The following is a 12162-nucleotide window of genomic DNA, read 5'->3' on the forward strand; positions in this document are numbered from 1 at the left end:
GCAGCCCGGACTTCACCGGTGTCGCGTTACTCCTCTCTTTTCCCTGCTTTCCATGACCCAGCCGTAGGTATCAGGGGATGCCATCCTCGCGCCGCGGCAGCTTCGCCATCGTCTCTTCGCGCCCGCTTCGCGGCTGCGCGGGTCCGCAGGGTTGGCAGTGGATTTCGACCTGGTGGGTCCGGCCATCGTCCAGCAGCGGGACACGGCGATCCTGGAGCCATTCACCATCGAGGCTGACCTGCTGGCCGTCCGGCACGCCTTCGGTCTGAACCAGGTTGATGTGGTACAGCGCGGAACCGAAGCGGTAGCGCAATGTGTAGCCGCGCCAATCGGCCGGCAGCACGGGTTCGAAGCGCAGGCTTGCGCCCTCGCGTCGCAGGCCTAGCAACGACTCGAGGATGAGGCGGTACATCCAGCCGGCCGCACCGGTGTACCAGCTCCACCCGCCACGCCCCAGGTGTGGGGTGCTGGCGTAGACATCGGCGGCCAGCACATAGGGTTCGATCTTGTATGTCTCGATATGGCTTGCGATGCCATGGCCGACCGGGTTGATCATCTCCAGCAGTTCCCAGGCGCGCGCGCTGTCGCCCATCTCGGCGAAGGCCATGCACGCCCACACCGCGGCATGGGTGTACTGGCCACCGTTCTCGCGCACGCCGGGGACGTAGCCCTTGATGTATCCAGGGTCGGGCAGAGAGTGATCAAAGGGTGGTGCAAGCAGCAGGATCAGGCGGGAGTCACGTCGTACCAGATGTTCGAGGAGCGACTCCATCGCCCGGTACCGTCGCCCGGGAGGTGCCACGCCGGAAAGCACCGACCAACTCTGGGCAATGGCATCGATGCGGCATTCGTCATTGCTGGCCGAACCGAGCGACGAGCCGTCGTCGAAGTAGGCCCTTCGATACCAGGCCCCATCCCATCCGTGTTGCTCCAGGCTTGCATGCAGCTGCGCGGCCTGTTCGTGGCAACGTTGGGCGAAGTCGGTATCGCTGCGCTCCTGCGCGATGTTCGCGAACCGCTCAAGTACCAGGTGCTGGAAGAATCCTAGCCAGACGCTTTCGCCCCGCCCCAGTTCACCGACACGGTTCATGCCATCGTTCCAGTCGCCGTCACCCATCAACGGCAGGCCATGGGCGCCTCGCGGCATTCCGCGCTCCAGCGCTCGCACGCAATGCTGGTAGAGGCTTTCCTGTAGCGTCGAATGTTCCGGCAGGTCGTAGTAGGACGCCTCGCCGGCATTCAGTTCGCGACCCTGGAGATAACCCACCTGTTCATCGAGCACAGTCTGGTCGCCGGTCAGCTCTACATAGCGGCTTACGGCCAGGGGTAGCCACAGGTAGTCGTCCGAGCAGCGCGTTCTGACGCCGCGTCCCATCGGTGGGTGCCACCAGTGCTGGACATCGCCCTCCTCGAACTGACGGGCTGCGCAGAGCAGCAGGTGCTGGCGGCCACTGGCCGGGGCGGTATGCAGCATGGCCATGCTGTCCTGCAACTGGTCTCGGAAGCCATAGGCACCGCCGGACTGGTAATAGCCGCTGCGGGCGAGGAAGCGAGAGGCGATGACCTGGTACAGCAGCCAGCCATTGAGCATCAGGTCTACGGCAGGGTCGGCCGTTTCAACCTGTATTTGCCCCAGGGTTTCGCGCCAGTGCTCGCGTACTTGCTGCAAGGCCACATGGGCCGCTCCCGAACTGAGGGCTCTGCGCAGCAGGCCGGTAGCGGTCTCGATGTCCTGCTCGGCACCCAGGCAGAACACCAGCTCGTATGAGTCTCCGGGGGCCAGTTCGATGCCCGCCTGGAGGGCTGCGCAGGGGTCGAGGCCGCCACCAAAGTGCCCGAGGAGTTGCCCTTGCGCCATCGCCGCGGGTGCCTGGAGGTTGCCGTTGCGGCCGATGAACTCGCTGCGGTCGGCGGTACGGCTCCGGCTCGGCGGGTCCATCGCGAAGAAGGCGACCCGTCCCGGGAACTCCATCGAATAGGGATTGCGCGCGATCAGCGCGCCGGTGCTGCTGTCGACTTCGGTGACCAGGTGCATGGCGGTCTTGTCCCGCAGATCCCCGAGTACCCATTCGACATAACCGGTGACGGAGAGTTTGCGTGGCTGACCGGACAGGTTGCGGAGTTTCAGCAGGGAGTACTTGACCGGCGCGTCGAGCGCCACGTAGACCCAGAGTTCGCTCTCAATGCCTTTTTCACGGTGCTCGAAGCAGCTGTAGCCAAACCCGTGGCGTATTGCGTAGGTGCCGCTGCCGCGCCTGGGCAGGGGCGTGGGTGACCAGTAGTGCCCGGTCTCATCGTCCCGCAGGTACAGGGCCTCGCCGCTGAGGTCACGCACGGCATCGTTATGCCAGGGTGTCAGGCGGAACTCGTGGGCGTTCAGGTGCCAGGTATAGGCACTGCCACTCTCCGAGATGACGGTACCGAACGTGGCGTTCGCCAGCACGTTGACCCAGGGGGCCGGGGTGGCGACACCGGGTTCCAGCTTCAGCATGTACTCGTTGCCGTCGCGACTGAAACCGCCATAGGCGTTAGCCATGCACAACGCCGGGTCGGCTGCGCTGCTCATCGATTCCTGGGGCTGCACGGGCGGCAGGATGAGGTCCGGCTCGAAGCGTGGCCAGTAGGTCCTGGGCTGTCGACGCACGACCTGGTCCTGCAGAGTGCCGGCGGTGTCGCTGAGAATGACGCGTGCGACGGCCTTGATCAGGGTGCGATCTTCCTGCGAGAGCTGGTGTGCCGGACGCACGAAGATTCCGCCCGGACGGTCGATCAGGTTGGCTTCGGCGCCGGAGGTGATCAGCCCAATGATCTGGTCCTGGAGTTGCTGCCGGTAGCCGGCACTGTCTTCGTTCCAGATCACCAGGTCGACGGCAAGGCCCTTCAGCCGCCAATACGCATGGGCCTGGACCAGCTGGCGCACCATCTCGATGTTGGCCGCATCGGTGATCTGTACCAGCACGATTGGCAGGTCGCCCGAAATCGCCTGGCCCCAGAGGCCGGACTGGTTGCGCTGATTTCCCGTCAGGGCGCCATTCTTCGGCCTCAGCGCGCTATTGGCGTAAAGGATGGAGGCCGCCATCTGCTCGTACAGCCAGGCGTCGGCATGGGAGGCATTGAGCTGGCGCAGCAGCACCTGGCAGTGGGTCCAGGCGAGGTCGAACACGCGGTCGGCGAGGTGGCGGTCGCGGTATTTGTCGATCAGTTGCAGGCATCCGTCGCGGCTGTCGCTGATGCCGCTGACCAGGTCGATGGTGGCGGCCTGGCCAGCGTCGAGGGTGATGCTGCAGCGGATCGCGACGATGGGGTCGAGGACGGAACCGGAGGTGTTGCCGAGGGTCTCCCGGCCGGCGTCCATGGCGGCTGGATTGACCAGATCGCGACCACGACCGATGAAGCGGGCGCGGTCGGTCTCGTAGGAAATAGCGTCTATGTCCGCACCGTGGACCGCCAGCAGGTGGCAGAACCAGGGCACCTGCTCCTTGTCCGATCGTGGCCGGCGTGTGCAGAGGATCGCCTGCAAGGGCGTGCACAGCTCGGTCTGGACGAACAGGTTGCTGAATGCGCGGTGTAGCGCATCGCTCATGGGGGGCGCGAGCACCACTTCGGCGTAGCTGGTGAGCTCGATGCTGCGCCGGGTTCGGGCGCGGTTGGTCAAGGTGATCCTGCGCAACTCGATGTCATCTTCCGGCGAGACGACGATCTCGCTGTGGGCGTCGAAGTCACGGTGGCGAACCCGGAACTCCGCGCGGGCATCGGAGAAGATCGCTTCGTGCTGGTCCGGCTTCTTCAGCGTTGGCTGGTGTGTACTGGACCAGAAGTCGCCGCTGGCTAAGTCGCGCAGGTAGCAGAACATGCCCCAGTCGTCGCAGGTGGCATCTTCGTGCCAGCGCGTCACTGCCAATTCGCGGCAGCGGCTGTAACCGCCGCCGGCGCTGCTGATCATCACGTGGTAGCGGCCGTTGGAAAGCAATTGCACGGCCGGGTGGCGGCGTCCCGGATCGGCATAGATTCGCAGCCTGTTCTCGACCGGCCGGGTGGCGGTGCTGCTGGTTTGGAAATCGGCGGTGTATAGGAATTCCTGTGCGCTCCTGGGGACACGCTCTTGCAGTAACAGTGCGCTGGCCTGGAACTGCGGGTTGGACTCGAAGCGCTTCTGCATGGGGCGATCCCGTAGCAGGCTGACCAGCGCCAGCAGGCTCATGCCCTGATGGTGGGCCATGTACGAACGCACGACTGCGGAGTTTTGTCCGCGTGGCAGGCGCGCCGGGGTGAAGTCAATGGCTTCGTACAGGCCGTAGCGGCCCGCCAGACCCTGTGCTGCCAGAGCCTGCAGGTTGCGGCAGGCCAGTTCGGGGGCGACCAGCAGGGCGAGCGTCGTGGCGTAGGGCGCCACTACCCGGTCGTCACCGAGGCCACGCTTCAGCCCCAAGCCTGGTACGCCGAAAGCCCGGTACTGGTAATTGAAGTGTGCATCCAGCGTGTTGTAGCCCGATTCCGATACGCCCCAGGGGATTCCCAGTTGCTGGCCGTACTCGACCTGCCTGGCGACGGCGGCGCAGCACGTCTGGTCGAGCAGGGTGCCTTCGTATCTCGGCATCACCAGCAACGGCATCAGGTATTCGAACATCGAGCCCGACCAGGACAGCAGCACCGGTACGCCTCGAGTGCTGGTGAGCAGGCGGCCGAGGCTGAACCAACTGGCCTGGGGCAACTGGCCGTGGGCAATCGCCACGAAGGTGCTCAGCCGCGCTTCAGACGCAAGCAGGTCGTAGTAGCTGGAGTCGAGACGGCGTTCGTCGACGTTGTAGCCAATGCAGAACAGGTTGCGCTGGATGTCATAGAGGAACCCGAAATCCATCATGGCCAGGTTTGCCGCTGCTTCGGCCAGGCGCTCGGCATTTTCGATCCGTGCGGCGGCGTGTCGACGCACCGCCAGGATGGGCTCGCGCATCGCTTCCGGCCATTGCCCGGCATCGAGCAGGGCGAGCTGGCGCCAAGAAGGCATGGGTGGGAAATCCACCGAAGCGGCTGAGTCGTCGACGTTCGGCAACAGGCACAGGCGCAGCTGGTCGTGCTGGTCCACGCATTGCGCATGCAGGGCTGCTACCCAGAACGCGGTATCGCTGTCAGGGGCGGCATCGCTGGCTGTTGCCAACTCATCCGCGCGGTCGCGCAGGACCTGCAGGAACTCGAATGCGGCCGCCAGCGATTCCGGTGGCTCGTCCAGCATGGCCTCCAGCGTGCCGCGAAACCTGCGCAAGGAGGCCCTGGTGTTACGGTCGTCGGTGCAGGCGGTCTCCAGTACATCGAGGGTGTCTTCCAGGCCACGCAGCTGTTCAGTGCGAAACGGGCTGTCGTCGGCCAGCGCCAGAAGTCCGGGGGCCAGGGTCAGCAACATGCCCGCCAGGTTGCCGCTGTCCACGGTCGACACATATTGCGGTGCCAGGGGCTGGAGGGTCTGGGTGTCATACCAGTTGTAGAAGTGCCGGCGATGGCGCTCGAGTTTCGCCATGCTGGCCAGTGTCAGCTCGCAGCGCTGCAGCAGGCGCTCGGCACTCAGGTAACCGAAGTCATAGGCGGCGAGGTTCGCCAGGATGGCCACGCCAATGTTGGTTGGCGATGTGCGATGGGCGATGGTAGTGGAGGGGTGTTCCTGGAGGTTGTCGGGTGGAAGCCAGTTGTCCGCAGGGCCGACAAGCTGGTCGAAGAAGGCCCAGGTCTGGCGTGCGAGGTTGCGCAGGAAGCGCAGTTCGCCTGGTGCCGGCACAAAGCGCCTGGGGAGCGCAGGCCTGCTCAGCCACCAGGCGATAGCCGGGCTCGCCAGCCAGAGCAGGAGCAGCGGCGCGGCGGCCGCCAAGGCCAAAGGCGTCATCGCCAGAAGCACTGCAAGCAGCAGGGTCAGTGCGGGGCCGGTCCACATCATCCGGTACAGGCCGCCCAGTTGATTGGTACTGGTTCTCTCCACTTCCCGTGAGGGGCTCCACTGCAACAGCTGCTTTTTGCTGAAGTACATGCGCCACAGAGTGCGGAGGATGGCGTCGAGGCTGTAGTGCGCCTCATGGGGCAAGCAGGCGAGGGTCAGCAGGGCCCGGGCAAAGTGCTGGGAAGCGCCGCGCAGCGTGGCGGAAAGATGCTGCCTCAGCGACATGTCGTGGGGCTTTCTCAGGAGATCGAGCAGCGAGGCGAGCAGCGGCGTGAGCATGCTGACGGCCAGTACTGCCAGGGTCCAGGCAACGGGCTGGGCCATCAGCAGCCAGCCCGCCAGGAACATGCAGAGAAATGCAGCAGGTTCCAGGCTACGGCGCATATTGTCGGCAATTTTCCAGCGCGCCAGGGCGCTCAGTCGGTTGCGCTCGTAGCCTCCCCGTGCGTCCGGCGACCATGGCAGGGTCCAGGGCAGGAGTTGCCAGTCGCCGCGAATCCAGCGGTGGTGGCGCTTCACATCGCTGCTGTAGCGAGAAGGGAATTCTTCGTAGAGCTGTACGTCACTGAGCAAGCCGGAGCGGGCGAAGCAGCCCTCGATCAGGTCATGACTGAGGATGCGGTTATCTGGAAAGTGGCCGCAAAGCGCGTGCTCGAAGGCATCCACGGCATAGATGCCCTTGCCGATGAACGAGCCCTGCTGGAACAGGTCCTGGTAGACGTCCGACACGGCACGGGTATACGGATCTACCCCGGCATCGCTGCCGAGCAGCCGGGCATAGGCGGAGCGGGCGGTGCTCGGCAGGCTGATGCCTACCCGTGGTTGCAGGATGGCGTAGCCACCTGTGATGCATTTTCCCTCTGTATCGAAGCGCGCCCGGTTGAGCGGGTGAGCCAGGGTGCCGATGAACTGCCGTGCCGCATCGCGTGGTAGCTGGGTATCGGTATCGAGGGTGATGACGTAGTTGACCTGCTGCAGGATGTCGATCTCGCCGACGATCAAGGCGAAGCGCTCCAGGCCGTTGCCGCGCAGTACGGCGTTGAGCTCGGAAATCTTGCCACGCTTGCGCTCGAAGCCCATCCAGCTGGCCTCGGCGGGGTTCCAGCGACGCGCTCGATGGAAGAGGAAGAAGCGGTCCTCGGCTGCATCGGGGTACTTGCGGTTCAGTGCTTCGATGCGCTCCTGCGCCAGGGCCTGAAGCTCAGCGTCCTGTTCGCGGACCTCGGTGCTGGCGTCCAGGAAGTCGCTCAACAGGCCGAAATGCAGATGGGGGTCGCGGTTGGCGAGGAACCGTACCTCGAGGCCTTCGCAGAGTTCGTCGATGTCCGCAGCGCAGCCGATCAGGGTCGGCACCACCACCAGGGTTCGCGCCTCGGCAGGGATGCCCTTGCGATAGTCCAGGCGCGGCAGTTGGTGCGGAGCCACGGTGAGGGTGACCAGCCAGTTCACCAGGCTGATCGCCAGTCGGCTCGCCATCACGGCAGCTGCCAGTGCCAGCAGGGTAATGGCGAAGGTGGGCAGCCCGCTGGCTTGCGCCCAGAGTATGAAGGGCCAGGTCAGGCCCAGTGACAGCAGCGTCACCGGAGCCAGATAGAAGAGCAGCGGTGCGCTTTGTAGCAGGCGCTCCCAGCGTTCCCGCAGTGTCGGCTTCACGGACAGGCGTCGCTCGAGTTCAATCCGCCCCTTGTCGATCAGGTAATAGCCGACGTGGCCAGTGATCCCTCCGGCTGCTGCACCACCGGCCAGCTCGAGGGCCCGGCGAGCCACTGTCGTCTCCGGGCTCGCGCAGTGTTTCGCCAGGTGCTCCACTGCATGTCGATAGAGGTCCCGGGTGGCGAATTCCATGGTTTCGTATATGCCGGCTGGGTCCTGTCGCAGGGCCTGTTCGACGTGGCTCATGTCTTCGACGAAGTCGCGCCAGTCGGTTGCCGACAACAGACGCAGGCTGGCGATGCTGTTGCTGATGGCCACCTGGTCGGCGGCCTGCTGCTGGGCATCGGATGACACGAGGCGCTCGATGCTCAGTCCGGTTTCGGCCAGGTGCTGTTCGATCCAGCTCAAGGGCAAGGCCAGTGCTGCGCTCTGGCCCTGCAGGCGTCGGGCGAGTTCTGCGACGAAGGAACTGGTCATGGGTGGGTCGGTGCGCGCCATGTCGGCCACCGTCAGCACGACGCTTTTCGGATCCTGCTCGGCAATCTCGGCCAGCCGGTCAGCCCAGTCATCGGCCAGGTTGCGGTCCCCCCAGTTGGCCATGACGCGCGCGGCCACACGGCGCAGGTTTTCGATCAGTGCCAGGCGCAGCATGATGGGAATGGCCCAGAGTTCGCCAAGTTTGAGCGGCGTCACGTTCTGGTAGGCATTGACGAAGTGACCAAGGCTGCCACAGTCCACCCTGCCATCTCCGTGGGAAATGGTTTGCAGGGCGATGTCATAGACCCTCGGCAAGCCCTTGGAATCGCCGGAGGCTAGGTGAGGAAGCTCGTGGCAGTAGCCCTTGGGCAAGTGCTTGCGGGCGGTGCGGATCTGCTCTTCGATCAGGTAATGATTGTCCAGCAGCCATTCGCCGGCGGGGGTGATACGCCGGCTGGACAGTGAGGCCGCGGTGAGGATCCGACAGCTGCTGGCCAGGGTTACTTCGTTATCGGCAAGTCGCTGCAACAACCCATCCGGGGTCCGATTCGGGCTCAGTCGGTGCATCCCGGCCAGGGCCGGGCCGTGCTGCTCCATCTGCTCGGCGCTGAACAGGTCCGAGCGCAGGTCGGGTTCGTACTCGAAGTTTCGAAACGCCGTTCGCCAGCGCAGGAGCCTCGTGTTGAAACGTGGGATTCGGAGCGATGCCAGGGTACGAAAGATGTCCATCCCGGGGCCTGAGGTAATGGTTGCCGCTTCAGGGATCAGCCCGCTGGATATCGGCACGATCCAGCAGGAAGCCGCACAGGAGGCCAATGCCAAAGGCAGTTGCGTGCCAGGGGCCAGCCACCAGTGCCAGGGGCATCAGCAGAAGCACACCGAGCAGGACGAAAATCACCAGCAGCGGCGGAATGGTCGAGCGCACATGCGCCGGTCGCGGCCAGGTTGCGTAATGCCGCAGCAATGCAACGACGGGGCGCGTCGCTGCCAGGCCGATCATGGCCAGGGCCGTAGCTTCCTGCCATGCCTCCAGTGGCCCAGCGAGCAGCAGAAAGATCACCAGTACGAGTGCCGCGCTGCTGTTCATCAGCAGGTCCAGCCGATTCGCCATGGAGTTGCGTTTGAGTTGGAACAGATTCATCAGGCGTTTCCCCGCCATGAGGGGCTGTGCAGCGTTGTCTAGTCGAGTCTCGAGGCGTCGGCAGTGGGCGTCTGTCTGCTACCGCACATAGGCGGGACAGAGGAGAGGGGGGGCTTGCGAGTCAGTCGATCCGGCACGAATTCTGGGGTTTCGCAGTGTCGGCCTTGGCCGGCCGGGTGACGCTTTGCAGGCTGATCAGGTCCTCGCTATCGGCATACAGGCTGTCGTAGCGCATCTGGTTGGAGGTCGAGATGGGGACGTTGAAAACAGTGGGCGTATCATCTGGCGGGCTCTCTCGCCGAGTGATCCGGATGATGTTGCCGGAGCTTCTTGCAACGACGAAGTATGCAGTGATCATGGGCTGTTCCCTTGTTGGCGCAGGTCCCTGCTGCACGCGCAGCTACAGGGTGCGGCTTCTCTCGAAGAAGCTGAGCACTTGTTTTTCAGCCTCTTCATGGGTCATCTCGTAGCGTTCCTCGATCAGGTTCGCCAGCTTTTGTGCATCCCCTTCGGAGTTGATCAGCTCGGCCACGGTCAGCTCGTCCCAGAGGATCCTGGCGGTACCCACCAGCTCTCGCCATTTGCTCTTGATGATGTCTGCAAGGAGCCTGCTCATGGTCTGTCCTCAGTCTGCGGATGGTGTTAAGCGTTTCGGAGCCTCGTCAGGGCCCGAATTGGTAAGTTCGTCATCGCCGCGCGGGGTGATGGAATGATGGAAGGCCGGTGGCATTTGCACCTCTTGTCGCTGAGGCTTGTTACCCGAGGCCGCCTCCCTGGTCTGTCGCGCCAGTAACAACGCGCAGCGTTTCTTGATGATGGCGTCGACCCTTTCCAGGAAGTGATGGAGGGCGTGTGCTCGCTGCGTGTGCGGCGGGATGTCCGGCTTCTGTGCAGGGGCGACGGTGTCGGCGTCGTGGCTGTCGGCTTTATCTGTCATGTCTGTTCCTTGAAGGGCATGCGAAATGCTGTGCTTCAAGCAGCGTGGCAGTACCGTCGCGCGCAGTCGGTGCGTTGGAGCACTTAGCCGTCTGTGGGATGACGCACCGAGACGCCCGGTCCGAACTGCAATGCTCGATGGGCAAGGCACTGCCCACCGCAGCGCCAGCACCCCGAGGTCGCCATGCATACCCACATCGATCCCAATCCGCCGCGCAAACCTCGCAAGCCGAACTCGAAGCACTCACCGCGGATCAAGACCCCCGGTGAGCTGCTGCACAAACGTGCCGAGGAGGCGAATGAAGCGGCACGCGTACCGCAGGATGACGAATTGGCTCCGCACCAGGGGCCGACGCCTTGAGGTGGCTTTGCTGCAAAGCATCAGTGCTATAACGCACCGACAGCTCTCAAACGACCTGACACGCTGACAGCACCAGCCCAAAGCGTATTGGGCGTTATCGAGAGCACCATGAACATCCAAAGCTGTTGCGACAAACCCGTCCTCCCGCCGGTCATCCGCAAGCCCCACGACCCGCGCGAGCCCAGCGAGAAATCGCGACACTTGCCGTTGTTTTCCCGCTCGGAGCTCTACTCGTTCCCCGACCCGGAGGAAGACGCCGAGGCAGTCCCGGACAGCGAGCCCGCAGGTCCCGGGACATCCCGGCCAAAGGGGCACTGCGAATAACGATTACGCCGGAATCCGGCAGCACATCAATACACCGCTGTCGCGGTTTCGGTGCGGGGGCAACGATTCAGCTACCCAAAGGCCAAGCGGCCCACGCATTGCGGCATACCTTTGCAAGCCACTTTGTCCAGAATGGCGGCAACATCGTGACCCTCCAGGAGTCCTGGGGCACTCCACGCTGGTGATGACCCTGCGTTATGCCCACCTTTCGCCGGATCATCTTCAGGACGCGATCCGTTTGGGCCGCTCGGTACTCCTTCTATTCAGCTCCTCGATGTCGTGTGGCCTTTCGGAGCTGCACTGATAGTCTTGTGCCATCATTCAAGGGCTTGTTCGTTGATAGCAAGGAAGGAGTGGGGCATGACCGCTTATAAGCCGGAGAAGGTCAGCGATGAAGTTGTTAAGGAGGCCCTAGAGGGGATCTCAAAGGCATCGGAGAGCGCTGCAAAGGTTGATGCGGAAGAATTGAAGGCAAGTGCCGCCACCTCAGAAGCACTGATGGAAGCTTTGAAGGAGGCAATCAAGAATGCTGATTCCCCTGAGGAGCGGATGCGGTACGCGAAGATGGCGGAAAATGGGGACAAGCGGCAGAAGAAGGAAGCCCGTGATTGTGGGGAGCGCTCCACAACTACTCAGCGAGGGAATATGAGAATCGGTGCGATGATCGCGACAGGCCTTGGTGCCGCTGCGCTAACGGCAGGCGCGGTTTTTTTGCACGGGAAACTGAAGTAGGGAGCTTTGCAAACCCTTGCTTCGACCCGAAGGGTCATCGATGTTCGACACTTCTTCGAGACATCCAGGCAGAAACGAAAAAGCCCCTGAAATTCGCTAGGAAAATCAGGGGCTTAGTCGTTGTTTTTGGTGGAGCCGGGGGGATTTGAACCCCCGTCCGCCAGCTCTCCGCTTTCGGGACTACATGCTTAGCCAAGTCTACTGAGTTAGCTCTTTGCGGCCCGACTGGCAGGGTGCTCAGAGCGAGCTGTATGAGTTTTAGCCGTTACGTCTACAGCGAACTTGGCGGCGATCCTGTTCTATCTGACAGTCATTTCGGGTTTACAGGCATCCCCTCATGACTGCTGGCAGCCGAAGCCGCCAGAAGGGTTAGGCCGCGAGGGCCGCCCCGTAGTTGTCGTCGTTGGCAACTAATAGTTTGCAGCAGCTAATTTACGAGGTCTGCTACCAGCTCGGCATGCCCCTAGAGTTTTGTTACCGGCGTCGAATCCTAATCGGCCCCAGGAACTGCAGGGTGTACAACAGTGCGGATTCTACGGCAAAAAGGGGGGCAGCGTCGACCGCGCTTTTAACCTAATGTCATGGGTGCTTGCGATATGATTGCAGGCTATTGTC

General features: G+C 63.2%; 7 protein-coding genes, 1 other RNA gene and 1 pseudogene. 3 read left to right on the plus strand and 6 right to left on the minus strand.

From position 1 onward, the window contains the following. Positions 1-70: 70 nt before the first annotated feature. The 5 genes from D6Z43_RS23815 to D6Z43_RS23835 form a co-directional block, all read right to left on the minus strand. Positions 71-8782 (minus strand): GH36-type glycosyl hydrolase domain-containing protein, encoded by an 8712-nt coding sequence (locus tag D6Z43_RS23815; RefSeq protein ID WP_120654480.1) that lies wholly within the window; start codon positions 8780-8782, stop codon positions 71-73. Between the two features lie 28 nt (positions 8783-8810). Beyond that, entirely contained in the window at positions 8811-9194 is a 384-nt protein-coding gene (locus D6Z43_RS23820) for a hypothetical protein (RefSeq protein ID WP_120654481.1), read from the minus strand. A 121-nt stretch (positions 9195-9315) separates the two neighbouring features. Continuing rightward, positions 9316-9552 (minus strand): hypothetical protein, encoded by a 237-nt coding sequence (locus D6Z43_RS23825; protein WP_120654482.1) that lies wholly within the window; start codon positions 9550-9552, stop codon positions 9316-9318. A gap of 42 nt (positions 9553-9594) precedes the next feature. Then, positions 9595-9810: a CsbD family protein gene (locus tag D6Z43_RS23830; RefSeq protein ID WP_120654483.1), complete on the minus strand. Its 216-nt coding sequence runs from the start codon at positions 9808-9810 to the stop codon at positions 9595-9597. 9 nt (positions 9811-9819) lie between these two features. Continuing rightward, positions 9820-10131: a hypothetical protein gene (locus D6Z43_RS23835; RefSeq protein ID WP_120654484.1), complete on the minus strand. Its 312-nt coding sequence runs from the start codon at positions 10129-10131 to the stop codon at positions 9820-9822. A gap of 183 nt (positions 10132-10314) precedes the next feature. Between D6Z43_RS23835 and D6Z43_RS27995 the strand changes: the two genes are divergently transcribed. From D6Z43_RS27995 to D6Z43_RS23845, 3 genes and pseudogenes are all read left to right on the plus strand, one after another. Further along, the gene (locus D6Z43_RS27995; RefSeq protein WP_153920530.1) at positions 10315-10491 is read left to right on the plus strand and encodes a hypothetical protein; all 177 of its coding nucleotides are present in this window, start codon (positions 10315-10317) and stop codon (positions 10489-10491) included. Between the two features lie 386 nt (positions 10492-10877). Beyond that, a pseudogene (locus D6Z43_RS28475) lies at positions 10878-11119 on the plus strand (tyrosine-type recombinase/integrase); the annotation flags it as partial. A 56-nt stretch (positions 11120-11175) separates the two neighbouring features. Further along, positions 11176-11547, plus strand: coding sequence for a hypothetical protein (locus D6Z43_RS23845; protein ID WP_120654485.1), 372 nt, complete (start codon positions 11176-11178; stop codon positions 11545-11547). Between the two features lie 127 nt (positions 11548-11674). Here D6Z43_RS23845 and ssrA read toward each other — a convergent pair. Further along, positions 11675-12049, minus strand: a transfer-messenger RNA (tmRNA) gene (gene ssrA, locus D6Z43_RS23850). Positions 12050-12162: the final 113 nt, after the last annotated feature.

The sequence above is a fragment of the Pseudomonas sp. DY-1 genome (genome assembly GCF_003626975.1).
In the GTDB taxonomy this organism is placed as follows: Bacteria; Pseudomonadota; Gammaproteobacteria; order Pseudomonadales; family Pseudomonadaceae; genus Metapseudomonas.

Coding starts and splice junctions, on each gene's coding strand:
- D6Z43_RS23815 (WP_120654480.1), bottom strand. CDS start 8,782: ATGGACATCTTTCGTACCCTGGCATCGCTCCGAATCCCACGTTTCAAC.
- D6Z43_RS23830 (WP_120654483.1), bottom strand. CDS start 9,810: ATGAGCAGGCTCCTTGCAGACATCATCAAGAGCAAATGGCGAGAGCTG.
- D6Z43_RS23825 (WP_120654482.1), bottom strand. CDS start 9,552: ATGATCACTGCATACTTCGTCGTTGCAAGAAGCTCCGGCAACATCATC.
- D6Z43_RS23835 (WP_120654484.1), bottom strand. CDS start 10,131: ATGACAGATAAAGCCGACAGCCACGACGCCGACACCGTCGCCCCTGCA.
- D6Z43_RS23820 (WP_120654481.1), bottom strand. CDS start 9,194: ATGAATCTGTTCCAACTCAAACGCAACTCCATGGCGAATCGGCTGGAC.
- D6Z43_RS23845 (WP_120654485.1), top strand. CDS start 11,176: ATGACCGCTTATAAGCCGGAGAAGGTCAGCGATGAAGTTGTTAAGGAG.
- D6Z43_RS27995 (WP_153920530.1), top strand. CDS start 10,315: ATGCATACCCACATCGATCCCAATCCGCCGCGCAAACCTCGCAAGCCG.